Annotated in this window: 26 protein-coding genes; 11 read left to right on the top strand and 15 right to left on the bottom strand. The window is 61.2% G+C overall.

The genetic code is table 11. From position 1 onward, the window contains the following. The first annotated feature begins 10 nt into the window (after positions 1-10). From ppa to HXX25_RS02585, 3 genes are all read left to right on the top strand, one after another. The gene (gene ppa / locus HXX25_RS02595) at positions 11-538 is read left to right on the top strand and encodes an inorganic diphosphatase (protein ID WP_187166971.1); all 528 of its coding nucleotides are present in this window, start codon (positions 11-13) and stop codon (positions 536-538) included. 84 nt (positions 539-622) lie between these two features. After that, entirely contained in the window at positions 623-1,534 is a 912-nt protein-coding gene (locus tag HXX25_RS02590; RefSeq protein ID WP_233346841.1) for a branched-chain amino acid transaminase, read from the top strand. Between the two features lie 9 nt (positions 1,535-1,543). Next, positions 1,544-1,996 (top strand): MaoC family dehydratase, encoded by a 453-nt coding sequence (locus HXX25_RS02585; RefSeq protein WP_187166970.1) that lies wholly within the window; start codon positions 1,544-1,546, stop codon positions 1,994-1,996. Between the two features lie 304 nt (positions 1,997-2,300). Here HXX25_RS02585 and HXX25_RS02580 read toward each other — a convergent pair whose 3' ends face one another. Together HXX25_RS02580 and hppD are read right to left on the bottom strand one after the other, a co-directional pair. Then, positions 2,301-2,756, bottom strand: a complete 456-nt coding sequence (locus HXX25_RS02580) for a MarR family winged helix-turn-helix transcriptional regulator (RefSeq protein WP_187166969.1) — start codon at positions 2,754-2,756, stop codon at positions 2,301-2,303. 7 nt (positions 2,757-2,763) lie between these two features. After that, a complete protein-coding gene (gene hppD / locus HXX25_RS02575; protein WP_187166968.1) occupies positions 2,764-3,816 on the bottom strand; it encodes a 4-hydroxyphenylpyruvate dioxygenase in 1,053 nt (350 codons plus the stop codon). Between the two features lie 146 nt (positions 3,817-3,962). Here hppD and HXX25_RS02570 point away from each other — a divergent pair, with 146 nt between their 5' ends. After that, a complete protein-coding gene (locus HXX25_RS02570) occupies positions 3,963-4,613 on the top strand; it encodes a fumarylacetoacetate hydrolase family protein (protein WP_187166967.1) in 651 nt (216 codons plus the stop codon). A 5-nt stretch (positions 4,614-4,618) separates the two neighbouring features. Then, positions 4,619-5,272, top strand: coding sequence for a maleylacetoacetate isomerase (gene maiA / locus HXX25_RS02565; protein ID WP_187166966.1), 654 nt, complete (start codon positions 4,619-4,621; stop codon positions 5,270-5,272). Positions 5,273-5,278: 6 nt separating this feature from the next. Here maiA and HXX25_RS02560 read toward each other — a convergent pair whose 3' ends face one another. Continuing rightward, positions 5,279-6,538: a DUF418 domain-containing protein gene (locus HXX25_RS02560; protein ID WP_187166965.1), complete on the bottom strand. Its 1,260-nt coding sequence runs from the start codon at positions 6,536-6,538 to the stop codon at positions 5,279-5,281. Between the two features lie 140 nt (positions 6,539-6,678). Here HXX25_RS02560 and HXX25_RS02555 point away from each other — a divergent pair, with 140 nt between their 5' ends. Together HXX25_RS02555 and HXX25_RS02550 are read left to right on the top strand one after the other, a co-directional pair. Next, positions 6,679-6,894 carry a hypothetical protein gene (locus tag HXX25_RS02555; protein WP_187166964.1) on the top strand — a complete coding sequence of 72 codons (216 nt, stop codon included), beginning with the start codon at positions 6,679-6,681 and terminating at the stop codon, positions 6,892-6,894. A 111-nt stretch (positions 6,895-7,005) separates the two neighbouring features. Beyond that, positions 7,006-8,925, top strand: coding sequence for a hypothetical protein (locus tag HXX25_RS02550; RefSeq protein WP_187166963.1), 1,920 nt, complete (start codon positions 7,006-7,008; stop codon positions 8,923-8,925). 9 nt (positions 8,926-8,934) lie between these two features. On the opposite strand, the gene HXX25_RS02545 is transcribed toward HXX25_RS02550, so the two are convergent. Genes HXX25_RS02545 through HXX25_RS02525 form a run of 5 tightly spaced genes read right to left on the bottom strand, consistent with a single transcriptional unit; the run spans position 8,935 to position 13,642 of the window. Next, on the bottom strand, positions 8,935-9,573 hold the full coding sequence (locus tag HXX25_RS02545) for an ABC-type transport auxiliary lipoprotein family protein (protein ID WP_187166962.1): 639 nt from the start codon (positions 9,571-9,573) through the stop codon (positions 8,935-8,937). Then, positions 9,570-10,526 carry an MlaD family protein gene (locus tag HXX25_RS02540; RefSeq protein WP_187166961.1) on the bottom strand — a complete coding sequence of 319 codons (957 nt, stop codon included), beginning with the start codon at positions 10,524-10,526 and terminating at the stop codon, positions 9,570-9,572. Before HXX25_RS02540 ends, HXX25_RS02545 begins: the two co-directional genes overlap by 4 nt. Before the next feature lie 3 nt (positions 10,527-10,529). Further along, positions 10,530-11,303 (bottom strand): ABC transporter ATP-binding protein, encoded by a 774-nt coding sequence (locus HXX25_RS02535; protein WP_187166960.1) that lies wholly within the window; start codon positions 11,301-11,303, stop codon positions 10,530-10,532. Beyond that, a complete protein-coding gene (locus HXX25_RS02530; protein ID WP_187166959.1) occupies positions 11,300-12,442 on the bottom strand; it encodes an ABC transporter permease in 1,143 nt (380 codons plus the stop codon). Before HXX25_RS02530 ends, HXX25_RS02535 begins: the two co-directional genes overlap by 4 nt. A gap of 45 nt (positions 12,443-12,487) precedes the next feature. Further along, positions 12,488-13,642: an MFS transporter gene (locus HXX25_RS02525; RefSeq protein ID WP_187166958.1), complete on the bottom strand. Its 1,155-nt coding sequence runs from the start codon at positions 13,640-13,642 to the stop codon at positions 12,488-12,490. A 111-nt stretch (positions 13,643-13,753) separates the two neighbouring features. Between HXX25_RS02525 and HXX25_RS02520 the strand changes: the two genes are divergently transcribed. The 3 genes from HXX25_RS02520 to HXX25_RS02510 are packed head-to-tail and all read left to right on the top strand — an operon-like array spanning position 13,754 to position 16,847. Continuing rightward, positions 13,754-15,055: a glycosyltransferase family 4 protein gene (locus HXX25_RS02520; RefSeq protein ID WP_187166957.1), complete on the top strand. Its 1,302-nt coding sequence runs from the start codon at positions 13,754-13,756 to the stop codon at positions 15,053-15,055. After that, positions 15,049-15,765 (top strand): class I SAM-dependent methyltransferase, encoded by a 717-nt coding sequence (locus HXX25_RS02515; protein WP_187166956.1) that lies wholly within the window; start codon positions 15,049-15,051, stop codon positions 15,763-15,765. The genes HXX25_RS02520 and HXX25_RS02515 overlap by 7 nt, the downstream gene beginning before the upstream one ends. Next, on the top strand, positions 15,762-16,847 hold the full coding sequence (locus HXX25_RS02510; RefSeq protein ID WP_187166955.1) for a hypothetical protein: 1,086 nt from the start codon (positions 15,762-15,764) through the stop codon (positions 16,845-16,847). Before HXX25_RS02515 ends, HXX25_RS02510 begins: the two co-directional genes overlap by 4 nt. Here the strand turns inward: HXX25_RS02510 and HXX25_RS02505 are convergent. Continuing rightward, positions 16,807-17,415: a class I SAM-dependent methyltransferase gene (locus HXX25_RS02505; RefSeq protein WP_187166954.1), complete on the bottom strand. Its 609-nt coding sequence runs from the start codon at positions 17,413-17,415 to the stop codon at positions 16,807-16,809. The two genes, HXX25_RS02510 and HXX25_RS02505, sit on opposite strands and share 41 nt — an antisense overlap. A 7-nt stretch (positions 17,416-17,422) precedes the next feature. After that, entirely contained in the window at positions 17,423-17,968 is a 546-nt protein-coding gene (locus HXX25_RS02500; RefSeq protein WP_187166953.1) for a hypothetical protein, read from the bottom strand. Positions 17,969-18,186: 218 nt separating this feature from the next. Between HXX25_RS02500 and pip the strand changes: the two genes are divergently transcribed. After that, a complete protein-coding gene (gene pip / locus HXX25_RS02495; RefSeq protein ID WP_187166952.1) occupies positions 18,187-19,155 on the top strand; it encodes a prolyl aminopeptidase in 969 nt (322 codons plus the stop codon). On the opposite strand, the gene HXX25_RS02490 is transcribed toward pip, so the two are convergent. From HXX25_RS02490 to mreC, 5 genes are all read right to left on the bottom strand, one after another. Then, positions 19,152-20,507: a sodium-dependent transporter gene (locus HXX25_RS02490; protein WP_233346840.1), complete on the bottom strand. Its 1,356-nt coding sequence runs from the start codon at positions 20,505-20,507 to the stop codon at positions 19,152-19,154. The two genes, pip and HXX25_RS02490, sit on opposite strands and share 4 nt — an antisense overlap. A 92-nt stretch (positions 20,508-20,599) precedes the next feature. After that, complete coding sequence (gene rodA / locus HXX25_RS02485; protein ID WP_187166951.1) at positions 20,600-21,745, bottom strand: rod shape-determining protein RodA; 1,146 nt, start codon at positions 21,743-21,745, stop codon at positions 20,600-20,602. Continuing rightward, positions 21,745-23,604: a penicillin-binding protein 2 gene (gene mrdA, locus HXX25_RS02480; protein WP_187166950.1), complete on the bottom strand. Its 1,860-nt coding sequence runs from the start codon at positions 23,602-23,604 to the stop codon at positions 21,745-21,747. Before mrdA ends, rodA begins: the two co-directional genes overlap by 1 nt. A 4-nt stretch (positions 23,605-23,608) precedes the next feature. Then, positions 23,609-24,124, bottom strand: coding sequence for a rod shape-determining protein MreD (gene mreD, locus HXX25_RS02475; protein WP_187166949.1), 516 nt, complete (start codon positions 24,122-24,124; stop codon positions 23,609-23,611). Then, a complete protein-coding gene (mreC, locus tag HXX25_RS02470; protein WP_187166948.1) occupies positions 24,121-25,077 on the bottom strand; it encodes a rod shape-determining protein MreC in 957 nt (318 codons plus the stop codon). The genes mreD and mreC overlap by 4 nt, the downstream gene beginning before the upstream one ends. Positions 25,078-25,107: the final 30 nt, after the last annotated feature.

The raw sequence follows: 25,107 nt of genomic DNA, 5'->3' as shown, positions 1-25,107 counted from the left end.
ACCCCAGCCCATGAAAATCGACGCCATCTCCATCGGTGAGAACCCGCCCGAAGATTTCAACATGATCGTGGAAGTGCCGATCGGCGGTGATCCGATCAAGTACGAGATGGACAAGGCCTCTGGCGCGGTCTTCGTGGATCGCTTCCTGCATACGCCGATGCGCTATCCGTGCAATTACGGATTCATCCCTCACACGCTGTCGGATGATGGCGACCCGATTGACGTCCTGCTCCTGGGCTCGACCACGCTGATCCCGGGATGTGTGGTGCGCGCGCGCCCGATCGGTGTCCTGCTGATGGAAGATGAAAGCGGGCTGGATGAAAAAATCCTCGCCGCGCCGCATCACAAGCTGACGCCCTATTATGATGACGTGAAGGATTATTCCGACATCCTGCCGGCGCAACTGGCGCGGATCACGCACTTCTTCGAGCACTACAAGGATCTTGAGCCCAATAAATGGGTGAAGGTGCAGGGCTGGAAAGGGGCGGATGTTGCGCGCCAGCTGATCCTCAAGGCGATCGAGGCGGGGAAGGATTAGGAGCGGACCGATTCCGCCCCCTCCCCCTTTCCGGCTTTTTGTCGTATCTCTTCCGGCGAACACCATTCATCAGGAGGAAATGCGTTGAAAAAAGCTGACTTTATCTGGATGGATGGCGAGATGCGCCGCTGGGAAGACTGTACGGTGCATGTGATGAGCCATGCCCTGCATTATGGCTCGTCCGTCTTCGAGGGTATTCGCGTCTATGATACGCCGGACGGCCCGACGATTTTCCGCCTGGAAGACCATATCAAGCGGCTTTACCGCTCGGCGCGGATGTATCGAATCGAAATCCCTTATGATGTCCAGACCGTCTGCGAGGCCTGCTGCGCGGCCGTGCGCGATAACAAGCTGACGGCGGGCTATATCCGGCCGCTGGCGTTTCGCGGAGCGGGTTCGGTGGGCGTGACCGCCCGCGACATGCCGATCCATCTGATGATCGCGGCCTTTCCCTGGGGCACGTATCTGGGCGCGGATGCTTTGGAGAATGGAGTCGATGTCGCCGTGTCCAGCTGGAACCGGCTGGCGCCGAACACCATCCCGCCGGGCATTAAGGCGGGCGGCAATTACCTCTCCTCCATGCTGATCGGCTATGAGGCCAAGGATCGCGGCGTCGCCGAAGGCATTGGCCTGGGCACGGACGGCCTTCTGTCAGAAGGATCGGGCGAAAACCTCTTCATCATCGAGGATGGCGTCATCCGCACCCCGCCGGGCGCTGCCTCCATCCTCAAGGGCATTACCCGCGACACCGTCATCAAGCTATTGGCGGATATGGGCCATGAGGTGGTCGAGCAGGCCCTGCCGCGCGAAGCGCTCTATACGGCGGATGAGGCCTTCTTCACGGGGACGGCTGCCGAAGTCACGCCGATTAAGAAGGTGGATGGGCTCGACGTCGGAACGGGCGATTACCCGATCACCAGGTCGGTGCAGGAAGCGTTTGTCGGCCTGTTTTCCGGAAAGACAAAAGATACGCGCAACTGGCTGTGCCACGTATAGGATCACATCATGACCGTTCAGGACTATCGCTCTCTGGCTGGCCAGACCTTCGTCTCCGACTGGTTCGAAATGAATCAGGACCGCGTGAACCAGTTTGCCGACCTTACCGTTGACCACAATTTCATCCATGTGGATGTCGAGCGCACCAAGGCGGAAACGCCCTTTGGCGGCACGATTGCGCATGGCTATTTCACCCTGTCCATGCTGTCGCATCTCGGTGAAACCTGCCTGCCGCCCATGCCGCCCAATGCCATTCCGATGAATTATGGCTTCGAAAAGGTGCGCTTCTCCGCGCCCGTGCCGGTGGGCAAACGCATCCGCGCGCACTTCAAGCTGTCGAAAGTGGAAGAACGCAAGCCGGGTCAGTGGCTCAGCCATTGGGATGTGACGGTGGAGGTTGAGGGCCAGGAACAGCCCGCCATCCGCGCGCACTGGCTGACCCTGTTCATTCTGCCGGGTTAACCCCACCTATCCTATCCCAATCACCTCATCCTGAGGTGCGAGCGTCAGCGAGCCTCGAAGGAGGCGTCCAGCGCACAGAGTGGTTCGAGGTTCGGCTCCAGAAAAGCGCAAATTCCGTCATTCCGAGGCGCACATCAGTGCGAACCCAGAACCCATGCCGGGACGGAGACGCCTCGGCATGGCTCCCGGATCGTCGTTTTACGCCGTCCGGGATGACGGTGGTGGGGGTGTAATGCGTGGTTCGAGGCCGGCCTCCGGCCGGCACCTCACCATGAGGTAAGTTAATAAGTATGAGCCTGACGGCCTAATCCTGCGCCAAATCCTCAGCGCGTCTTTCCAGCCGCAACAACAGATCCGTCAGCAATCTGATCTCGTCCGGGCTGAACCCGTCCAGCAAGGCCGCCTCGTGGCGCAGGGCGACCGGGGCGACTTCGTCATAGACGCTGCGGCCGGCGGGCGTGAGTTCGAGCAGGGCCGAGCGGCCATCGCTCTGATGCTTTTGCCGGTTCACCAGCCCGCGTTCGATCAGCGCCCGGACCGCCCGCGAGACATTGACCTTGTCCATGGCGGTCGCGGCCGTGAGTTCCTGCGCGGTTAGCCGGTCGGCCCCGCCGAGAACGGCCATCACACGCCATTGCCAGATGGACAGGCCGAATTTGGCTTCATAGGAGCGCGCGACCCAGCGGCTGGCGCGATTGGACGCCACAGACAGGCGGTAAGGCAGATAGGCCTCGAGCCGGAGTGCGGCGTCCCTTGGCATTGTGCGCCTAGGCCAGAACGCCGCGGCGTTCCTGGTCCAGCTCGATGGATTCGAACAGGGCCTTGAAATTGCCCTCGCCGAAACCTTCATTGCCCTTGCGCTGGATGATCTCGAAGAAGACCGGGCCAATCACGGTCTGGGTGAAAATCTGCAGGAGCAGACCCTGTTCCTTCTCGACATCGCCATCGAGCAGGATGCGGCGTTTGGCCAGTTCCGCGACCGGCTCGCCATGGCCCGGTACGCGGGCATCGATCAGCTCGTAATAGGTGTCTGGCGTGTCCTGGAAGATGACGCCATTCTCGCGCAGTGTATCGACGGTCTTGTAGATGTCCGGCGTTGTCAGCGCGATGTGCTGGATGCCTTCGCCATTATATTCGTTGAGGAATTCGGCGATCTGGGATTTGTCGTCCTGGCTCTCGTTCAGCGGGATACGCAGCTTGCCGCACGGGCCGGTCATCGCTTTCGAGAACAGGCCGGTCTTCTTGCCCTTGATGTCGAAATAGCGGATCTCGCGGAAATTGAAGACGCGCTCGTAGAAATCGGCCCAGACAGCCATCTGGCCCTGATCGACATTGTGGGTCAGGTGATCGAGAATTTCGAGCCCGACGCCGCCATTATCGACTTCGCCGGTCGCTTCGAAATCGCCGTAGATGTCGCCATTGTCGCCATACTTGTCGACGAGATAGAGGACCGAACCGCCAATGCCCTTGATGGCAGGCACTTCGTCCGGATTGGTCCAGATGCCGTCACCGAAGGCTTCAGCGCCGCGCTTCAGGGCCTCTTCAAAGGCAAATTTCGCATCCTTGACGCGGAAGGCCATCGCATTGGCAGACTGTCCGTGGATTTTGGCAAATTCGGCCGCCTGACCGGTTTTTTCCCGGTTCAAAAGGAAATTGATATCGCCCTGCTTGAAACGGGTGATATCTTTGGTCTTGTGCTTGGAGACCGCCGCAAAACCCAGAGACCGGAACAGCTTTTCCAGCGCATCGGTATCAGGGCCGGTATATTCCACAAATTCGAACCCGTCGGTTCCCATCGGATTTTCAAACAGATCAGCCATGGCCATGCTCCTTTGATGTCGGCAGACAGCGAGGGGGCGGATCGCCCGCACCTCGAAAACCTGTCCCCCTCATGACGGAATTTAGTTACATTTGCAACTAAATTGTCGGCTCGACGCCAACTTCAAGGGGCGGTATGCGGATGTTCATGAGTTATCTTTTTACGCCCGCCCCGCCCGTTTCTGTCCCTGTCGAAGGGGCCAACCCGTTTCCGTTGAACCGGATTTTCTGCATCGGACAGAATTATGCCGAGCACATCCGGGAGATGGGCGGCACGGATACCGCCGTTGAACCCGTCATCTTCATGAAGCCCGCCAGCGCCCTCACCCTCGGGCCGGATGTCGCCTATCCGCCTGTGACCACTGACCTGCATCATGAGGTGGAGATGGTCGCGGCCATCGGTCCGGACGGCGTTATTGCGGCGGGTGTCGGGATTGATCTAACCCGGCGCGATCTGCAAGGCATGGCCAAAAAACGCGGCGGGCCCTGGGAAACCGGCAAGGCGTTTGACCAGGGTGCCGTGATGGGGACGCTGCGCCCAGGGCCACCGCCGGAGAGCGGGGCGATCCGGCTCAGCGTCAATGGCACGGTCAGGCAGGATGGCGATCTCGCCCAGATGAACCGGAAACTGCCCGAACTTCTGGCCCTGATCGGCAAGTATTTTACCCTCATGCCCGGCGATCTGGTTTTCACCGGGACACCGTCCGGCGTGGGGCCGCTCCTGCCCGGCGACAAGGTCGTGGCCGAGATCGACGGCCTGCCCCCGCTTTCCTTCAAGATGACCGACCGAAAGGCCTGAACACGATGACCACGCTTCATGGATACTGGCGTTCCGGCACGTCCTACCGCTTGCGCATTGCGCTCAATCTGAAGGGCATCGCCTATGATCAGGTGCCCGTCAATCTGAAGGACGGGGAGCAGCGGCAAGCCGCCTACAAAAAGCTCAATCCGCAAGGGCTGGTGCCCCTCCTTGATATTGACGGGGTGCAGCTGATCCAGTCGCCGGCCCTGCTGGAATATCTTGACGAGACCCACCCGGAGCCTCCGCTATTGCCCGGCTCGCCTGTGGAGCGCGCGCGCATCCGGGCCTATGCGGCGGTCATTGGCTGCGACATCCATCCGCTGCAGAATCTGCGCGTCCTGCAATATATCCGGGCCGAACACGGGCAGGATGCGGATGGCGTGACAGCCTGGGCCCAGCGCTGGATCCGTGACGGGTTCACCGCGCTGGAGGCGATGGTCACGGCGGATGGCCGCGGCGGCCCCTATCTCTGGGGATCGAAGCCGACGCTCGCCGACATCTATCTGGTGCCGCAAATGTATAATGCGCGCCGCTTTGGCGTGGATCTAGCGGCTTTCCCGCGTCTGGTAGCGGCCGATGAAGCCGCCCGCGCCCATCCCGCCTTCGAGGCGGCGAAGCCGGAAAACCAGCCCGACGCCCCCGAAGACGGACACTAGACCGGATTAGCCGCCCGGCGGCGCGGCAGCCGGTGCGCTGTCGCGGGTTTTCAGTATGGGTTGCAGCTTGCCATAGGTCAGCGTGCGCCACAGCCATTCGAACGGTCCGAAGCGGAATACCATCAGCCAAAGCGTCGAGAAGATGAGCTGACCGATCCAGACGGTGATCACCAGCTGGGCCTGCTCCACGCGCTCCAGCGTGCCGAACCAGCCCAGCCCCGGCGGGCCGACGAACAGATAGGTCATGATCAGTGTCTGGCTGAGATAGTTGGTGAACGCCATGCGGCCGGCGGCGGTGAACGGATAGAGGATGAGTTTGAACACGCTGAGCTTGCTGAGCAGCATCACGACAGAGGCGTAGCCGAAGGAAACCAGCAGGCTGGCGAAGTAGTTTGCGCCCTGATGTTCCCACATATGACGCAGGTCAAATCCGTCCGCGATCGCCGCGTTGCCGGCCCAACCGGCAATTGGCAGTCCAATGCCCAACGCGACCAGCCCACAGACCAGATAGGACAGCATAGGCCAGCGCGCCGTCAGGAAACCCGATTTGAACAGCGCCATGCCGATCAACATCAGACCGAACGTCCGCGCGCCGAAGAATATCATGCCCATGGTCTGCCCCAGCGCGGCAAAGCCGGCATTGTAGGGCAGACGATCAAGGAAACCTGACTGGTAGAGCGCGACAGTATCCTGCAAGTCCTCGGCTGACGGCATCATGCCCAATTCGACGGGATCGATCTCGCCGGGGATGAGATTGAACGAAGCGAAGATTCCCAGAAACAGCAGGCCGTTGATCGCGATGGCGAACAGTCCCCAGAACAGGAGCTTGGTGACCGAAAGCCCGCGCAGGAGCACGGCGATCATGCCGACCAGGGCATAGGTGACGAGGATATCGCCGAACCAGAAAACGTAGGCGTGGATCAGGCCGAAGGCCAAAAGCCAGAGCATGCGCGGATAATGCTGGCGCGTTCCCTGGCTGCGGTCGTCGCCCAGCATCAGCGCGATACCGGCGCCGAACAGGGCCGAAAAGATGGTAATGAACTTCACCTCGAAGAAGGTGAAGGCGATCCACCAGACCGTCTGGTTCGCGCCCGTGAAATCCATGTGTGCGAGTGGGTACTGATAGGCATTGGCGTGCATGGCGAAGGCCTGGATATTCATCATCAGGATGCCGAGGACGGCAAAGCCGCGCAGCGTGTCGATGGATGTAAAACGTTCCAGTTTCGGCGCGGCCTGTCCTGCGTGCGGCGTTGCAGCATCTGTCATGGTATTCTCCCCTGTCCCCGTCACCATCTTACACATCTTTAATGGCCGAAAACGGGATTGTGAATTGAACTGTCCCCCTGTTTCAAGCCATAGAAGGTGTCTATCAACACTATAGATTACTTTTTGAGCGCGAGGGACCGATGCTCCACTTCCTGATAATGTTGATCGAATGGGTCGCCGGATTCGCCATGATGTTTCTCGGGCTGAGTTATTCCGCGCCGGTAGACTGTGCTGCGGCCATTCACATTGTTCCCGTCCACTACGTTGAGTCCGTGGAGCTTTCGGAAACGCGGGATGTGGACTGTGCGTCCTTTGAGGCTGAAGACGCCGATGATGCGCGGGTTTTCCGCATCTGATTTGCGCCGAACCGACTCCCACCCTTCGAATAATGCAAAAGCTGCGTTAAGAAGGCAGACCCTGCAAAGATTGCGGGTCAATTTTGCGATTCAAGGATAGTGGCGCAAACCATGGCCGATACCGAAACACGCGACCGCGAAACGTCCAGCGACGCGCTCATGGCAGCGTTAAGCGACCCTCATAGCCGGGGCGAACTTGATCATGATCGCCGCGTCGAAGCCGCCCGAAACCTGCCGCCGAAGCGCAAGCATGGCTGGTATCTGTTTTTCGGGTTCACGGCGGCTTTCATCTGGGCGGCGGGCACGGTCGCGTATCTGACCGCCTATGCCGGTGTCGATATCACCAATCCGCTGGCGGCCCATACACCGGCGCAACTCGCGGGACTGGCCATTTTCGCGCTGGGTCCGGCCCTGCTTTTCATCATGGCCGCGCTGATCATCCGGGAATTGCGCCAGACCGTCGACCGCACACGCGGCGTGGAGGCGGCCCTTTCCCGTCTTGCTGCGCCGGCCGAGGCTGCCGAATCCGAAGTGCGCAGCCTGTCCAGCGCGATTACGGGCGAGATCGACCGGATCAATGCGTCGCTGGAAAGCGCCCTCGCCCGGCTGGCGGCGATGGAGGAGGTGATCCGCCATCACGCCGATACGCTGGAGCAGTCGGCTGGCGATGCGCGCGATCGCGCGGAAGGCCTGTTGCAGGATTTGCGCGGCGAACGTGAACGCCTGCAGGAGGTTTCAGATTCACTGGACGACAAGGCGGCGCTGATCGCAGCGGCCATTTCCGACCAGTCGCGCATGGTCGCCGCCGCCGCCGAACTGGCGGGCGACACGGCCAGCGACGCCGAGAAGAAATTGCGCGAAAGCATCGAATCCCTCACCGGTGCCGGCAACCTGATTTCCGACTCGGCCCAGTCTGCAGCCGGCAAGATCGACACACGATCGGCTGAATTGCGCGAAATGGCATCCCTTCTGGATACCCGGACCACCGAGCTGGAAGCCGCCTATCATCGCCACAAGGGGCGTCTGGGCGAGGCCGGAGAAGGTCTGCGCAAGGAGCAGGAGAAAATCGCGGCAGCGCTCGATTTCCATCGTGCCGAGCTGGAGGTGATGGCGCGGACGGCGCGCGAGGGGGCGGATGCCCTCAACGCAGCGGCGACGCAAGGCTCGGGATCGTTCAAGGAGACGATTGATGCCGCGCTGGAGCGGGCCCGCAATATGGCCGAGCAGGTCCGGGCCGAGACTGACAAAGCCGCCGAATCGCACCTGACGGCGATGGAGGCGCTGCAAGCTGCCGCCGAAAATGCCGGCAAGGCCTCCGAAGCCGCCGCGCATGCGCTGGATGAACAGACCCGCCACGTTTCGTCGCGCATCGAAGAGGTCAACGAAAAAGCGTTCGAGGCCGCGCGCAAGGCCGATGAAGGCTTTGCCGCCCGCATGAAGGAGGCTGAAAAACTGACCTCGCGTGCCGCTCTGGCAGCCGACGAAGCCGCCGAATCCGTCAAGCGCCGCCTGTCATCCGTTGTGAAAACCGCGCAAGAAGAATCCGTCGCCATCGAACGGGAGATCGAGAAGCTGACGGACAAGCTCGCCGAACTTCCTGCCGCAGCGCAATTGCGTGCGAAGGAAGCGTCCGATGCCTTGCGCAATGGTCTGGAAGGACTGAACGCCGCCGCAATGGCCGCCGCTGAAGAAGCTCAGGAAATTGATGCGGCCTTCCAGTCCCGTATTCGCCAGAATTACGAATTATTGAGCGACTTCATGCTTCGGATGGGCTCTGTCGCCGGCGGACGCCGCGCCATTGATTTGCCCGGCAATGAATTGCCGAACCCGCTGTCCGGCCGGAAATCCGGCCCGCCAAAGGATGAATCAGACACACCGGACGCCCCGGCCAGTCCGACGCCCAAACGCGACACAATCGCCTTTCCGGAAAAAGGCCGTGCCGGTGAGCCGGGCTGGCGCTGGAAGGATCTGCTTTCCAACATGCCCGGCAATGAAGATGACCCGCGTGACCGCGAGGACCGGGACGACTAGGGCTGGTGATTAGTGCTGATGATCCGCGTCGTGGAATTCCGCAACCTGTTCGGCCGTCCACTGCGCAACATTGGCCATGGCTTCCTGTGACGCGGCGTCGAAAGCGGCGACGATATCACTCAAACTGGTCGACCGTGCCAGGGCTTGTGCGCCAATGGCGTCCACCGCCACCAGGCGGCGATCGCTCATGCGGATCAGACGGGCCCGCATGCGTACAACCACCGTCGGCGCCGAATTCTCGCCATTGATGTAATTGGCCTCGAAAGACCGCAATTCGGTCGCGAGTTCGAATTCTGCGCGCACACCGTCTTCGGGACGCGATGCGATCAGAGACGGCTCGAAGGCATCCATCGATTCGACAATGAGGTCCTGTACCAGACGCGGCACGGGCGTGATCCATTCCGCGCCGGATGCAAAGACCAGCTGGCCCCGGTTCTGTGACAGGGCAATCTGATCACCGGACAAGGCACGCGGCGTCAGTGGACGCTGCACACCGACAATCACCGCCTCGGTGCGAAGCTGGCTCGACGGTTCCGGTGCCGACAGACGGTAGACGGTCGCCGGCGTGTTTTCCGGCAGAAAGCTGATGCAGCCTGTCAGAAAGGTTGCGGCCCCGATCAGGGCGGCTGTCAGGGATTTACGGATCATTGTGGCACCTCAACTGTCCGGCGTTGTTCGCCGGAGATAAATCCGGTCGGGTTGTCTTCAATTTCGAGCGCGATGCGATCAAGCGTGGCGACCAATCGGCGAACATCTTCCATGGTCCGCGTCAGCTCGTCCGTGCCCTCGTTTGACAATCGTTCGATCGCAGGCTGCAGCGTCGTCATCAGCTCCTGCGCCTGCCGTCCGGCAATGTCGATCTGCTGAGCGGCGAGCGACACATCAATCGAAGCCTGTGTGAGCTCGTTATTGGCCAGCGTGGTGGCGTCCCGGCCAAAGATTTCCAGCGACCGCGCGGCAGCGCCAACATCCACCGAAGTGGCCTCGAGGCTCCGGATGGCCGAGCGCAATTCTTCGACCAGCGCATCTTCGCCCGCCAGCCGTTCGGTAATCTCGTCGATATTCTCGAAGGTCGAGGCAATGCGGTCGAGGTTTTCCTCGCTCAACAGAACCGAGACCTGATACAGGGCACGCTGCGCCGCCTCCAGCGCATCCTCACCACCTGCCACGAGCGACTCGATCTGCGCCTGCTCGGCATAGATGCGCGGCGGATCCCCGCGCGTAGTGCCCTGCAGACGTTGGGCTTCGGCGGTGCCGCCTGAAATCTGGATATAGGACAGGCCGGTCAGACCTTGTGGCTCAAGCTGGGCGCTGGAATCCACACGCACCGGCGTTTCCGCCAGCAAGCGGATACGGGCAATCACCCGGTTGGGGTTTTGCGGGTCGAGACCGATCTCGGTCACTTCGCCGACCTGGATGCCGTTAAACCGGACCTCGCCGGCTTCCCGGAGGCCGCGGACCGGGCCGTCGAAGACAACATCATAGAAGGCGTAATCGCGGTCGAACGTCGTCTGCCCCAGCCAGAGCGCGAAAAATCCGCCCGCGAGAATGAGAAAGACGGCAAAAAAGCCGACAAGTGCGTGATGGGCTTTCGTCTCCATGACCTAGCCTCCCTGTGCGCCGGCGGCCATACGCCCCCGCGGTCCGTGAAAGTATTGCTGTATCCAGGGATGGGAATTCTGTTCCAGCTCCCTGATGGGTGCAATTGCGGCCACACGTTTATCTGCCAGAACGGCGACGCGGTCGCAAATCGTGTAAAGACTGTCGAGGTCGTGGGTGACCATGAAAACCGTCAGGTCCAGCGTTTCCCTGAGGTCCTTGATCAGCATATCGAAGGCTGCGGCCCCGATCGGGTCCAGCCCGGCTGTGGGCTCGTCCAGAAAGAGGATCGCCGGATCCAGCGCCAGGGCGCGCGCCAGCCCGGCGCGCTTTTTCATGCCGCCCGACAATTCTGAGGGATATTTGGGTCCGGCTTCCGCGCCCAGCCCTGACAGGGCGATCTTCATGTCCGCAATTTCGACCATCAGGCGCTTGGGCATTTTCATATGCTCGCGCAGCGGTGCCATGACATTCTCGCGTACCGTCAGAGAGGAAAACAGGGCCCCGTTCTGGAAGAGCACACCCCAGCTTGATTCCAGTCTGCGGCGCTCATGCGATGTCATTGAGTTGAGCCGTTGACCGTTGAAGAAAATCTCGCCGGCATCCGGGCGTTTCAGGCCGATGATTGTATTCATCAGCACCGACTTGCCAGTGCCGGAGCCGCCCACAAGCCCCAGAACTTCTCCCCGCCGGACCGACAGATCCAGCCCATCATGAATGACGTGCGTGCCAAAGGCGGTCTTGATGCCCCGGACCTCGATGATTGTGTCATCGCTCATATATCGAGCTCCAGATACATCATGGCAAAGATGGCATCGATAACGATAACCATGAAAATCGACTGCACGACCGACGCCGTGACGCGGCGGCCCAGCGATTCTACATCACCGCCGACCTGCATGCCTTGCTTGCAGCCAATAATGGCAATCACGAGGCCAAAGACCGGGGCTTTCGACATCCCGACCCAGAAGTGGCTCCAGTCGATGGTTTCATGCATGCGCGTTATGAAGAAGCCGGGGGAAATATCCAGCGTTGCCCAGCTGACCATCATCCCGCCGAAGATACCGGCCATCATTGCGCCAAAGGTCAAAAGCGGCGCCATGAAGACGCACGCGATAACGCGCGGCACGACCAGCGCTTCATACGGGTCCAGCCCGAGCACGCGCATGGCATCGATTTCCTGTTGCATCTTCATCGAACCAATGGCTGCCGTGAAAGCGGAGTCTGATCGGCCCGCCAGCATGATGGCGGTGATGAGAACGCCAAATTCCCGCAAGACCGCAATGCCGACAAGTTCGACGGTGAAGACGGACGCGCCGAAGGTCTCGAGCAGGTTAGCCCCCATGAAGGCGACAACAGCCCCGATGAAGAAGGTGAGCACAACCACGATGGGGAGCGCGTTCACACCGGCTTCCTCCATCACATAGACGGTCGGTGTCCAGCGAAAACGATGAGGACGCAATAACAGCGAAAAGCCGGTTGTCAGCGTGCGCCCGAAGAAGCCGAACGTCTCGACCGTCTCCTGAACGAAGGCGTCGAGACCTGCGCCAATGCGCTCGAAGGCCCGGACAAAGCCATAGCGGTTCTCCGGCGCATCCGGCTCGCAATCAATCACGCGCTCCAGGATCTCACCGATCAGGCGGCGCGCCGATGCGTGCTCGCCCCGAAAATGCCAATCGGCATTGGGACTGGCGCATTGATAGACGGTCCGTCCAAGCAAAAAGGCGCCGGTTGTATCGATATGGTCGAGGCGGGAAAGATCGATAACAACCCGCCCGGCATCATATTCGGACTCAATACGTTCGATTTCGGAATAGACAGGTGTAATGGCGTCAATCACCCAGTCGCCGATGGCCTCCACGATAACGTGCTGACCTTCCTGCCGGACATTGATGTCTGCGATGCGACCCGCCGTCATGCTTTTTCACCCCTTCGCCGCCAGTCTTAGTCGATTCATTCCGACTTAGGGAGTGCGAACCCGCAACAGTAGAAAGGCGCATATGCCGCCGATTGCGGCTGGAACGGCCATCAGCGCAAATCCCGCACCTTCGACATAGTCATAAATGATGCCCGAGGCCGCGCTCATCGCCGCCAGAGCCAGCCCCCCGGACAGCGCCGAGTTGGCCGCCTGGGTACTGGCTTGCAGCCGATCTGGCGCATGTTCACTCGTAAAGCGGAGAAAGCCGAGATAGGCCGCTGCAAAGCTCAAGGCGTGGGTCATTTGCAGGGCAAACAGCACAGCCAGCGGGGGCGAAAATGCGGTCAGCGTCCATCGCAGAACAGCCGCCCCGGCAGCGATCATCATCAGATGCGCCGGCCGGAAGCGAGACAGATATCGCCCGGACAGGGTCAGGAAGACGATCTCGGCCAAGACGCCCGTTGACCAGAGCGCCCCGACCATTTGCGGCTGGATGCCATCGGCCTGCCAGCTGATCGCCGAAAAGACGTAGTAGAAGGCATGGCTGCTCTGAATGAGCGCGGATGCCAACAGCGCCAGAACGAATGGCCGTGTGATCAACAAGCGGAGTGGTAGCGGGTCAGTGCCCTTTGCAGGTTTTTGCCGATCCCCCACCGGCAACCAGTGAGCGGTCGCCACGGTCAGTGCTGCGCCGCCCGCCATCCAGACCAGGGCCGCCTCGCCGCCAAACTGGCCGATGAGGGCACCCGCAGACAGGTTGGCGATGATGAAGGTCGCCGATCCCACCGCGCGGGCCGGGCCGAAGGCAAATCCCTCCTTTCGGGAAGACCATGCCGCAAAGGCATCCACCAGCGGGATCTGTCCGCTGAACGTGGCCCCGGCCAGCGCCGCGACGATGGTCAACAGAATAGCATCGCGGAATGGGGCGACCAGCAGGAACCCCGCCAGACCGGCCCAGGCGAAGCCGACAATGGCGTCCCGGCGGCGGCTGGCGCCGTCCATCCAGGCGGCGCCTGCGGGCGCCAGCACGGTGCGGCCAATCATGCCGCCTGCGAGGGCGATGCCGATCAGTTCGGGCGACAGGCCCCGCGTCTCCAGCCAGACCGGCAGGTAAGGCAGAAACGCGCCAAAGGCGAGATAGAAAGCGCCATAATGCGCGGCAAAGCGGAGCCCCGCCGGATGAAGAATCCGCCCGTTCATGAGCGCGGCGATAGCCTGTCTGCACATAAATGGAAAGCCTGTTGCATTCGCACCTTTGCAGTGCAGCAAAGCGCGGCTAGGTTCGCCGATCCAAAAAGGTGAACACTGTTTATGGACCAGGCCCTTGCTGATATTACGCCGGATATTCCGGCGTCCGGATCGCCCGGGAACAAGACACTGGCGCTGCATCCGCGCCGCGTTTTGCTGACCGGATACCGGTCACATCCGCATGTCGGCGGACAGGGTGTTTATCTGCGCGAACTGGCCATCGGGCTGCGCGATCTGGGCCATCATGTCACGATCGCATCGGGTCCGCCCTATCCCGACGTCCCGGATGGCGTCGAGCTGATCGAATTTCCAGCGCTCAATCTGTTTGAAGAGAAGAATGCATTTCTGGCGCTTCGCCCGAAACACCTTTTGTCAAAGGCAGATCGCTCGGAATGGCTGGCGCACAATACCGGCGCGTTTGGCGAATTGCTGGCCTTCAGCTATCGGCTTCAGGCGTGGCTGAGAACGCAGGCGCACCGCTTTGACGTGATCCATGACAACCAGACGCTGATGCCGCCTTTTATCGACATTGCGCGGCAGGTGCCGGTTGTCGCAACAATCCACCATCCCGTCGCGATTGACCGCGGCTTTGCCGTGGACGGCGTTTCCAGATGGTGGGAAAAAGCGCTGACCCGGCGCTGGTACGGTTTCACCGAAATGCAGGCAAGGACCGTCCGGGCATTGCCTTGCATGCTGGCCGTGTCGGAAGCCGCCCGCGACAGCCATGCCGCGCATTATGGCATGAAAGCCGCACAAGCCAGCGTCAGCTTTAACGGCATCGACCATGCCGTCTTCTGTCCTGACGCCGAGACGCCGCGCGAACCTCATCTGATTGCGGCGACCGCCAGCGCAGATGTTCCGATCAAGGGGCTGGACGTGCTGATGCGGGCCTTTGTTTCGCTGGCCGCCCAGAACCCTTCGCTGAAGCTGGAATTGATAGGCCAGTTACGCGAAGGCCGCGCCAAACAGATATTGAGCGAGGCGGGTCTACTGGACCGGGTCCACGCGAAATCGGGCGTCACCCGCAAAGACATCGCTGACCTGTATCGCCGCGCGAGCGTTGTCGTCTGCCCGGCCCGGTTTGAAGGCTTCGGCTTCCCCGCCGCGGAAGCGATGGCTTGTGGTGCTCCCGTAGTGGCAAGCGATGGCGGCGCTCTGCCGGAAGTCGTCGGCGATGCGGGCAGCATCGTTCCCGCAGGCGATGCCGTGGCGCTCGAAACCGCGATCCGCGCCGTGCTGAACCAGCCGGACATGGCAAGCGAAATGGGTGCAGCCGGTGCGCAGCGCGCCAGGGACGTGTTCAGCTGGCGCAACCATGCTCTTGCCGCCAGCGCGCTCTACGAAAAGGCGATTGCCGCGTGCTGACCATTGATTTCAAACGGCTCGATCTGCGCGATGGCGACAGAGTGCTGGACCTTGGTTGTGGCCGGGGCCGTCACACCCACGCCCTGTACTGGCATGATGCCCCCGTTCATGTGACCGGGCTGGACCTGTCGGAAGCCGATGTCATGGCGACGCTGGAAAGTTTCGCCGATCTGCCGCCGCCGGACGAATCGCCCTTGCGGGTCGGGACGCTGGCCGCGGGCAATGCCCAGCGCCTGCCTTTCCCCGACAATACGTTCGACGCGGTGATCTGCTCGGAAGTGCTCGAACATGTCGACGACCCGGATGCGGCCATGGCGGAAATCACGCGTGTCACCAGGCCGGGCGGGCGTGTCGCCCTGTCGGTCCCGCGCTATTGGCCGGAATGGATCTGCTGGAAACTCTCCAGGGGCTATCAGAACTCGCCGGGCGGGCATGTGCGTATTTTCCATCAGGACCAGTTGCATGCCGGTGCCCGCCGGACCGGCCTTCGCAAGACCGGCCATCACTGGGCGCACGCCCTGCACAGCCCCTATTGGTGGCTGCAATGCGCCGTCTGGGACATTCGCGAGGAGCACGGTCTGGTAAAGGCCTACCGGCGGTTTCTGGAGTGGGATTTGCTGCAAGCGCCCTGGATCACCCGCACCCTGGAACGCCTGCTCAACCCGGTCATGGGCAAGAGCCTCGTCATGTATTTTGTGAAGCCGGTATGAGCGATCTGATCAACCTGCCCGCCACCGCGTCGCGGATTGAAGCGCTGCAGCAACCGGATGGCTCCATTCCGTGGATCGAGGCGGGCCTGTGGGACCCCTGGAATCACGGCGAAAGTGCCATGGCACTGGCCGTCGCCGGGCGGACCCGGACCTGCGAGCGGGCACTGAATGCGCTGTTTGATCGTCAGGAAGCCGATGGCGGCTGGACCGGGGAATTGGGAGCCGGCGTGCCGCTGGATGACACCAATCGGCGGCTGGTCGTGGATAATCCGGCGACAGCGCGGGACACGAATTTTACCGGCTATGCTGCCGTGACGGTGTTGCGCAGCGCCCTCGCCCTGAATGAACCCGGCTGGCTCGACCGCTATGCCGAACCGGTCCGCCGCGCCATGGATTTTGTGCTTTCCTGCCAGACCCCCGAGGGCGATATCGTCTGGCGAAAACCGGACGTGGGCGAAAAACTCAACGACGTCGACTCCCTGCGCGCCGGAAATGCCTGTCTCTACAAGAGCCTCGAATGCGCGATCCGCCTCGAAACTGCGCTGTCGGGCGATATTGCGCCTCTGATCGCGGCGCGGGCACGCCTCGCCGACGCGCTGCACGACAAGGACTGGCGGTTCGACCGCAAGTCCACCGACCGCCGCCGCTATGCGATGGACTGGTATTACCCTGTCCTCTCGGGCGTGCATTCGCGCGAGGAATCCCAGCGGCGGCTGGAGGCCGGCTGGTCGCGCTATGTGATCGAGGGGCTGGGATCACGTTGCGTGGCGGATGAACCCTGGGTTACAGCCGCCGAAACGGCCGAACTCGCCCTCGCCTGTCAGGCTGTCGGCTGGACCGCGAAAGCGCGCAAGCTGATTACCGATCTGGCACCTCTGGCCGCACGTTCGGGCGGTTACTGGATGGGCTGGCAATTCGAGGAAGAAATTCTCTGGCCCTATGAGTGTCCGGCATGGACGTCCGCCGCCGTCATTCTGGCAGCCGATGCGATCGAGCATCTGTCGCCGGGCTCGGACCTTCTGGTTACGCCGCTGAAAGCGGTCAGTCCGAAGCGACGCGACGCAAAACCTCAAGCGTCCTGATCCGCTCCACCGGTTCGAAATCACCCGATTCAACGGCCTGCTTCCAGATTTCATAGGGCGGACGTCCGCCATCGGCCGGGTCGGGGAAGACATCGTGAATGGCGAGCTTGCCGCCGGGTGCGACTTTCGGTGCCCAGCCGTCATAATCGGTCTGGGCAGCAGGCATGGAATGTCCACCGTCGATGAAGACGAACCCCAGAGGCGTCGACCAATAGCGCGCGATCGCGCCCGACTTGCCGACCAGAGGAACGACATGATCTTCCAGCCCGGCGGCATGGATCGTCCGCCGGAAGACCGGCAGCGTATCCACAGCTCCCGCGATGTCGTCATAGAGTTCGGGATCGAAATATTCCTCACCGGGCTGATGTTCTTCAGATCCGCGATGGTGGTCGATGGAAAACAGAATCGTGCCGGCTTCGCGCGCGGCAGTTCCCAGATAGAGCGCTGACTTGCCGCAATAGCCGCCAATTTCCAGAAACGGCCCAAGATGCGCGGTGCCGACCGCATAGCGCGCGAGCGCAGCACCTTCTTCAGGGTCGAGAAACCCTTTGACCGAATCCGGATTCATGGGGAAATCAGCTGCCCGGCGTATTGCGCAATTCGCGCCGGCGAGACATCAGGGCATTTGCTGCCTGACTCAGTCGCTCGGACGCCAGTTCCAGCGATCCGATTTGCAGCGACAGATCATCTTCGCCACCGCCATTTTCTTCATTGATCTCCCGGAATAGCGAAATTGCCTGGCGCACATCGCTGATCGCATATTCCAGCGCTCCGAGATCGTCGCTGAGGCTGGCGGCGGTCAGACCGCGCGCTTCGGCCACCTGTTCGCCATCCAGCGCCAGATTGTAAACCAGGGTGGACGCTTCTGCGAGGTCGCGGCGGACTGTTGCCTCGACAAGCGCACGATCAGCACCGGTCAACCCGGACGCTTCAAGATAGATATCAACCGGACCCTGACGATTGTTCTCGCCGCGGCCAAACATCAGCATGCCCGTCAGGCGCTGGACGACGGCACCGTGCTCCTCTGCGACCCATCCGGCTTCGTGGAAGCGGGCATCCAGCGCGGCGGCATTCTGGCGGAGATCGAGTTGCGCTTGGGACAGGGATTGGGCCCGGGACACAAATTCTGCTGGCCCTGAAGGGGTTGCTACGCACGCTGACAGGCCCACAAGGCAGGCACACATCACTCCGGTACGAAACATCATATTTCCAACCCTAATCACTTCAGTGGCAGATCTGACCGCCCCCGTGGCCAACAATTCGTTGTCAGCCCTTGCCCCGTTTCCACTTTGAGGCAAGAACACCGTATCTTTCAAGGTAAAACATACAGGTTAGTCCTTTGCAAAAAAACGCTTCCCGCCGCGCCCTGTTCCCGCCCGTCGAACCCTATCGCCATTTCCGCCTCGATGTGTCCGGAGGGCACAGTCTCTATGTCGAGGAATGCGGGCGGGGAGATGGCCTGCCGGTGATTGCCTTGCACGGCGGGCCCGGTGGCGGCGCAAGCCCGATGATGCGCCGGTTTTTTGACCCCAACAAATACCGGATCATCCTGTTTGACCAACGCGGATGCGGGCGATCCACACCGCACGCGTCGCTGGAGAACAATACGACATGGGACCTTGTGAAAGACATTGAAGCCATTCGTGAAGAGCTGGGAATCGAAAAATGGGTGGTTTTTGGCGGGTCATGGGGCTCCACCCTGTCGCTGGCCTATGCACAAACCCATCCCGAGCGGGCTCTGGCTCTGGTGCTGCGCGGCGTCTTTCTCTGTTCACAGGCCGAGCTCGACTGGTTCTATCGCGATGGCGCGAACCGGATTTTCCCTGACGCCTGGAATGATCTTGTCTCACGTCTTGATGAAACAGAGAGACAGGATGTTCTGGCCGCCTATCACGCCCGGCTGATGCAGGACGATGTCACAGCGCGGCTGGATGACGCCGTAGCCTGGGCTGACTGGGAAAATTCCCTGATTTCCTTTGCGTCTCCGGAACCCTCATCACGCAGCAATCCGGCCCGCGCCGACGCCATCTCGCGGATCGAAACCCACTATTTCGTCAATAAGGGCTTCTTCGACCGCGACAACCAGTTGCTGGAAAACATGAATCGCATCCGGCACATCCCCGGCTATATCGCTCAAGGGCGCTATGACGTCGTCACGCCGCCGACAGCCGCGTGGGACATCGCCAAGGCCTGGAATGGAAATGCCGTGCTGGAGTTTGTCTCCGATGCCGGACATTCAGCCGGTGAGCCGGGCACGGTGGACGCGCTGGTGCGCGCCACCGATGAAATTGCCCAACGCTTGGGTTAGCTGCCGAACAGCATCACTGACAGACCCCATCCGAACTTGGAGTCCAGACCCAGAACGAGAATAAGGGTCAGGGCAATGGGGGCAAAGAACCGCAGAACGAAACGGAAGAATCCGAAAAGCAGCGGTGATGCATGCGACAATTGAGCGTGCGCGATTTTCCTGTCCACAACCCAGCCCATAAAGATCGCCATCAACAAGCCGGCGAGCGGCAGGGCGATGGAGCTCGACAGGAAGTCGAGCAGATCAAAGAATGGGAAGGAGAAGGCCACGCCTGCGCCGACCAGCCAGATAAAGCCGCCAAATGTCCAGGCGATCGTACTTTTGTGGAAGCTGGAATTTTCTTCGATCCAGGCGACCACGGCCTGCAAAAGCGAAATCGACGATGTCAGCGCTGCGATCAGGGCGAGGATGAAGAAGGCTCCGCCGACAATATTTCCGCCCGGCATCTGGGCGAAGGCCGCCGGAAGCGCCTGGAAGAAGAGACCCGGACCGGCTGTCGGCTCGATCGAAAAGGCAAAAACGAAGGGGAAGATCGCCAGACCGGCAATCAACGCAACGCCGGAATCCGCGGCGGAAATAATGCCGGCTGACTGACCAATATTGGCGTTCTTGTCGAGATAGGAGCCGTAGGTGATCATGATGGCCGAGCCCAGGCCGATGGAGAAAAAGGCCTGACCGACCGCTTCAAGGAAAGTCTGGCCATTCACTTCGGAGAAATCAACGGCGAAGAGGTAGCCAATCGCGGCGCCCATATCGCCCGCGATGCCGGCGTAGACCACCATGCCCAGCAACATGACAAAGAAGATCGGCATGAGGATGGATGCGGCGCGTTCAATCCCGCCGGTCACGCCCTGTGCGACGACTAGAACGGTCAGCACCATGAAGGCGGTATGCCAACCGAGCACATTATAACTGTCGGCAGAAAAGGTTCCGAAGGCCGCCTCGACGACTTCCGGGGCCTGCCCGGCAAAGTCACCCGCGAACATCTTGAATATGTAAGCCGCAACCCAGCCGGCCACGACCGAATAGAAGCAAAGCACCAGAATGCCGCCGATCAGGCCAACCAGACCCGTCACGGCCCAGAGCCGAGAGGAGCCATTGTCCATGGCCACTTTCTCGACAGAGCCGATGGCGCTTTTCTGACCGTAGCGGCCCACCGACAATTCCGCCATCAGGATGGGAAAACCGATCAACAGGATGCAGGCGAGATAGATAAGGATGAAGGCCGCGCCACCATTTTCCCCGGCCGTATACGGAAACCGCCAGAAATTTCCCAGCCCGACAGACGAGCCAATGGCCGCCATCAGGAATCCAAAACGTGACGACCAGTGTGCATGAGCCGCTGCGGCCATGGCAATTCTCCCCAGAAATGCAGCGGAAATCCCCGCCTGAACTGGCGGGAAACCTTCCCCATCCTGACGCAAGGGTCAAGGAAATCTAACCGTTATCCGAAGAGGCCCGCGCCGCGCGGCGGTTCGGCATTGCGGTGAATGTGCGCGCCGAGGATCAGGCCGAATCCGAAGAGCACGGCGAGCATCACCGTCCCGCCATAGGAGACGAGCGGCAACGGCACCCCGACCACGGGCAACATGCCGGTGACCATGCCGATGTTGATGAAGACATAGAGAGCGAAGGTGGTAGCAATGCCCATCACCATCAGGCGCAGGAAAGTTGACTTGCAGGAGGCCGCAATCGCCAGCGCATTGGCGAGAACCAGCGCATAAATCCCGATCACGGCCAGGCCGCCAATCAGGCCGAACTCCTCGCCGAGAATCGTGAAGATGAAGTCGGTCTGCTTCTCCGGCAGAAAGTTGAGCTGGGTCTGTGTGCCCTCGATAAAGCCGCGCCCCGTCAGCCCTCCAGAGCCCAAAGCAATCTTGGACTGGAGAATATGATAACCTGCTCCCAGCGGATCATTTTCCGGATTGAGGAAGGTGAAGATGCGCCGACGCTGATAATCCTCCAGCCCGAAGCGCAGGAAGGCCGGAATCGCGAAAGCCGCCGCTATCGCGCCGCCGATAATGATGCGCCAGCTGAGCCCCGCCAGAAATACCAGAGCGGCACCTGACACCACGACCAGCACCGCCGTGCCGAGATCAGGCTGGTGCAGGATCAGGGCGGCGGGAGCACCGATCAGGAAAGCCGGCATCAACAATCCGAAAGCGGAATTGACCTTTTCCGGCGGCAGGTCGTGATAAAAGCGCGCCAAAGCCAGTACGACGGCCAGCTTCATGATTTCGGAGGGCTGCATGCGCACCGGGCCAATATCCAGCCAGCGCTGGGCCCCGTTCACCGTATCGCCAAAAAACTCGACGCCGACCAGCAAGGTCAATGCCCCCAGATAAATGGGATAGGCCATGCCCATCCAGAATCGCGGCGGGAAGAGCGCGATAATGAGCATGATGGAGATGCCCATTGCAAAACGGATCAGATGCCGGCTGGCCCATGGATCCCATGCGCCTTCGGCCGCGGAGTAAAGCATGCCCACGCCAACGGCTCCGAGCAGCAACAGGAGCAAGACAATGCTCCAGTTCAGCTCAAACAGCTTTTCCTGAAAGGTGCGGGGTACGGTTTCTCTGAAGACAGCCATCAGGTCGGTTGGCCCCCACCTGAATCCGGACCGAAGGGTCCGGCACCGGACGGATCACGCTCAATGAGGAATCGCAAGATATCACGGGCAGGTCTTGCGGCCGCGCGAGATCCGCCGCCGCCATGTTCCACAACTGTGGCCACTACATATCGCGGTCGATCCGCAGGCGCATAGCAGACGAACATGCCGTGATCGCGCAGCCGCCATGGCAATTCATCCTGCGTCCGGACGCCCGCCTCGCGTTCGGCGGCGCTGATGGAATACACCTGCGCAGAACCCGTCTTGCCGGCCATCTCCACGCCGTCGACGCCCAGTCCGCCCAGGGTGTAATAGGACGTCCCACCCGGTTCATGGACCACAGCCCGCAAGGCATCGCGCACCACCTCCAGATGCTCCACGTTCTGAACAAGTGCCTGTCCCTGATCCATGGGCCGGTCCTGATAAAGGCGCGGACTGACCGACCGGCCTGAAGCCAAACGCGCCGTCATCACGGCCATTTGCAGCGGCGAAGCCAGCATGAAGCCCTGCCCGATCGCCGTAATCAGCGTTTCGCCTTGTGACCAGCGCTGGCCATAGCGCGAGAGTTTCCATTGCTCGTCCGGCACAATGCCGCGGGAAACGCCGGCCAACCCGATATCCGGTGCCGAGCCGAGGCCAAAGTCACGTGCGGCACCAGCGATACGATCAATGCCCAGCCGCTGTGCCATCTCATAGAAGAAGACATCGCATGACGTCTTCACAGCATCACGGAGATTGACCCGGCCATGCCCCTGCCGGCGCCAGCAGTGGAATTCGCGATTTCCCAGCTGGATACTGCCCGTGCAGGATACGCGCTCGGTCGTGTTGACGACGCCGGCCTCGAGCGCAGCCAAAGCCACGACCGCCTTGAAAGTTGATGCGGGCGGATAGGTACCCTGTAGTGCCTTGTTATAAAGCGGTCGATATTCGTTCTGATTCAGCGCGTTGAAATCGGTTTGCGAAATACCGGTGACGAACAGGTTGGGGTCAAATCCGGGCGTCGAGGCGAGAGCCAGGAGATCACCCGTCTCGACATCCATGGCGACGGAGGCCGCGCTTTCGCCTTCCAGCCGCTCGTGAGCAAATCGCTGGACATCCGCATCAATCGTCAAACGCACATCCTCGCCCGGCGTGGCGGGGTTGGACTGTTCCGGCAGCTCGCGAATGACGCGCCCGAATGCATTGACTTCCACCTTGAGGGAGCCGGCCGCGCCGCGCAGCGTCTCCTCGCGCGCGGATTCCGCGCCCGTCCGGCCGATACGAAAGCCGGGATGGCGCAAAAGCGGATCATCGCCAGCATCAGCCTCTGAGGCCGGTTGCACATAACCGAGTATGTGCGCGAAGGCCGGCCCGGAGGGATAATTGCGGATTTCTGCGACCTCGGGAATTATGCCCGGCAAGTCCGGCGTCTGAAGATTGATCGCGGCGAAACTGCCCCAATCGAGATCATCGCGGATGGTCACGGGACGAAAGCGCGGGGCGCGGCTGACATTGCGGAGAATGCGGTCGCGTTGCTCGGGCGTGATCTCGATGATACCGCCCAGGCGAGCGAGCGCTTCTTCGGCATCGCCGGCCTGTTCGGGGATCATGACCACACGATAGCTGTCGCGATTGTCGGCAATGGGCACACCGAAGCGGTCCAGAATGCGCCCTCTCGACGGGGCGGTGAGCAGGAAATTGAACTGATTGTCTTCCGACAGAACGCGATACCGCTCCGTCTGGATAACCTGCAACTGATACAATCGTGCGCCAAGCGCCGTGAAAACAGCCGCTCCCCCCGCCCCCATCATCAGGGCGCGGCGGGTGAATTTGAGCTGTTGTTCCTGACGATCCGACTTCATCGCATCAAGACCCGAAGGTGCCGCGCAGATTGCGGCGGCGAATAAACACGAAGGCCAGAAGCGGGAACATGAGCGCGGACGCGACGCCCTCGATCAACAAGGGCCGCACCGGCGCTGGCTGACCAATGGCCAGACTGCCCGCACTCCAGGCCACAGGTATGGCAATGGCCAGCACGACAAGGAAACGGATCCAGACCGGACCGAATTCCCGCGTCGGGCCATCCTCATCGCGCGACCGGGCAATGGTCAGCGAGACCAGATAGGCCAGCGCCCACACACCCAGAACCCCGCCCGTCAACACATCATTCAATATACCGATCACGAATATCACAATCGGCGGAATGAATCGCGGCCGCACCGTCGACCAGATAAAAAGCGTCATGAGCGGCAGCATCGGCATCAGATCCGGCCCGTTGGCGATGCGCAGCGGTGCGGCATAAAAGGCCAGTGCGAGGATCAGGCTGAGCACCGCCCAGACCATCAGGCCATAGGGCGGCCGCGTATCGATTGGCGGTCTCATGGCTCACCTCCGGCAGAGGTCTCCGCGCCGTCTGTAGCGGGCTGTTCCGGGCCCGTATCGCCAGCGGCTTCATCGGTCAGAAGCTGTTCGTCGCTGCCGTCCGCCCCGGTTTCAGGTGCCGAAATCGGCTCGAAGGGGAAGACCCAGACAAAATCCACCGGCGCCTGATCCGAATAGAGACGAATCCGCCAGCGGCCCTGACGATCCCGCTGAGCCTGACCGACGGGCAGACCCCGCGGCATGATGCCATCATCCCCGGATGTCACGATGCGGTCGCCATCTTCCAGATCGGCATTACGGGTGAGAAAATCGAGCCTCGGATATTCGGAATTATCGCCCACCATAACGGCGCGTGCATTGGACCGGTCGGCCATCACCGGGATGCGGCTGTTCAAATCGGTCAGTAGCAAAACCCGCGAAGAGACGCGCCCCGTTTCTACCACTCGCCCGATCAACCCGTAGACATTCAGAACCGGGTCGCCGGGATCGACGCCCTGCCGCGTTCCGGCCCCGATCAGACGCGATTGTACGAACGGACCGTCCGGGTCACCCAGCGTCCAGGCGCCGATGCGGTTTTGCGTGGCCGGCGATTCGACGTTCAGTGCTTGCTCGTAAACTTCGCGCTGATCCCTCAGCTGCAAGGCCAGGTCACGCCAGTAACGGGTCTCGTTCAAACGCTGTCGAAGCTCGGCATTTTCTTCGGCAAGACGGGCCTGATTGCGCCAATAGGGCCCGATGTTGCTGATGCCCCGCACCGGCGCTGCCGCCAGATCGAGCAAGGGGGCTGACAGATCCATGATCCCGGCACGCAAACTCGCCAGCGCGGGAGACCGCGCCTGCGGCCGGTCGAACGCAATCAGAACAATGGATACGAGAAAGAGCGCGACCGTAAAGGTACGCGAAAAGCGGATTCCGCTTTCATCATTGCGCCTGGAAGATCCGCCGATCGCCAAGGCGACACTCCTTTTGGTTTGGGCTCAGGG

It is taken from the genome of Hyphobacterium sp. CCMP332 (assembly GCF_014323565.1).
Lineage (GTDB): Bacteria > Pseudomonadota > Alphaproteobacteria > Caulobacterales > Maricaulaceae > Hyphobacterium.
The sequence above is the reverse complement of the archived record's forward strand: the minus strand, read 5'-3'. Positions and strand labels throughout refer to the sequence as shown.

Excerpts from the sequence above, each read along its gene's own strand:
- HXX25_RS02550 (WP_187166963.1), top strand. The coding sequence starts at position 7,006 with ATGGCCGATACCGAAACACGCGACCGCGAAACGTCCAGCGACGCGCTC.
- HXX25_RS02555 (WP_187166964.1), top strand. The coding sequence starts at position 6,679 with ATGCTCCACTTCCTGATAATGTTGATCGAATGGGTCGCCGGATTCGCC.
- HXX25_RS02530 (WP_187166959.1), bottom strand. The coding sequence starts at position 12,442 with ATGACGGCGGGTCGCATCGCAGACATCAATGTCCGGCAGGAAGGTCAG.
- HXX25_RS02535 (WP_187166960.1), bottom strand. The coding sequence starts at position 11,303 with ATGAGCGATGACACAATCATCGAGGTCCGGGGCATCAAGACCGCCTTT.
- HXX25_RS02525 (WP_187166958.1), bottom strand. The coding sequence starts at position 13,642 with ATGAACGGGCGGATTCTTCATCCGGCGGGGCTCCGCTTTGCCGCGCAT.
- HXX25_RS02560 (WP_187166965.1), bottom strand. The coding sequence starts at position 6,538 with ATGACAGATGCTGCAACGCCGCACGCAGGACAGGCCGCGCCGAAACTG.
- HXX25_RS02585 (WP_187166970.1), top strand. The coding sequence starts at position 1,544 with ATGACCGTTCAGGACTATCGCTCTCTGGCTGGCCAGACCTTCGTCTCC.
- ppa (WP_187166971.1), top strand. The coding sequence starts at position 11 with ATGAAAATCGACGCCATCTCCATCGGTGAGAACCCGCCCGAAGATTTC.
- HXX25_RS02505 (WP_187166954.1), bottom strand. The coding sequence starts at position 17,415 with ATGAATCCGGATTCGGTCAAAGGGTTTCTCGACCCTGAAGAAGGTGCT.
- HXX25_RS02540 (WP_187166961.1), bottom strand. The coding sequence starts at position 10,526 with ATGGAGACGAAAGCCCATCACGCACTTGTCGGCTTTTTTGCCGTCTTT.
- HXX25_RS02490 (WP_233346840.1), bottom strand. The coding sequence starts at position 20,507 with ATGGCCGCAGCGGCTCATGCACACTGGTCGTCACGTTTTGGATTCCTG.
- HXX25_RS02510 (WP_187166955.1), top strand. The coding sequence starts at position 15,762 with ATGAGCGATCTGATCAACCTGCCCGCCACCGCGTCGCGGATTGAAGCG.
- HXX25_RS02520 (WP_187166957.1), top strand. The coding sequence starts at position 13,754 with ATGGACCAGGCCCTTGCTGATATTACGCCGGATATTCCGGCGTCCGGA.
- rodA (WP_187166951.1), bottom strand. The coding sequence starts at position 21,745 with ATGGCTGTCTTCAGAGAAACCGTACCCCGCACCTTTCAGGAAAAGCTG.
- hppD (WP_187166968.1), bottom strand. The coding sequence starts at position 3,816 with ATGGCTGATCTGTTTGAAAATCCGATGGGAACCGACGGGTTCGAATTT.
- maiA (WP_187166966.1), top strand. The coding sequence starts at position 4,619 with ATGACCACGCTTCATGGATACTGGCGTTCCGGCACGTCCTACCGCTTG.
- HXX25_RS02570 (WP_187166967.1), top strand. The coding sequence starts at position 3,963 with ATGAGTTATCTTTTTACGCCCGCCCCGCCCGTTTCTGTCCCTGTCGAA.
- mreD (WP_187166949.1), bottom strand. The coding sequence starts at position 24,124 with ATGAGACCGCCAATCGATACGCGGCCGCCCTATGGCCTGATGGTCTGG.
- HXX25_RS02545 (WP_187166962.1), bottom strand. The coding sequence starts at position 9,573 with ATGATCCGTAAATCCCTGACAGCCGCCCTGATCGGGGCCGCAACCTTT.
- mrdA (WP_187166950.1), bottom strand. The coding sequence starts at position 23,604 with ATGAAGTCGGATCGTCAGGAACAACAGCTCAAATTCACCCGCCGCGCC.
- HXX25_RS02580 (WP_187166969.1), bottom strand. The coding sequence starts at position 2,756 with ATGCCAAGGGACGCCGCACTCCGGCTCGAGGCCTATCTGCCTTACCGC.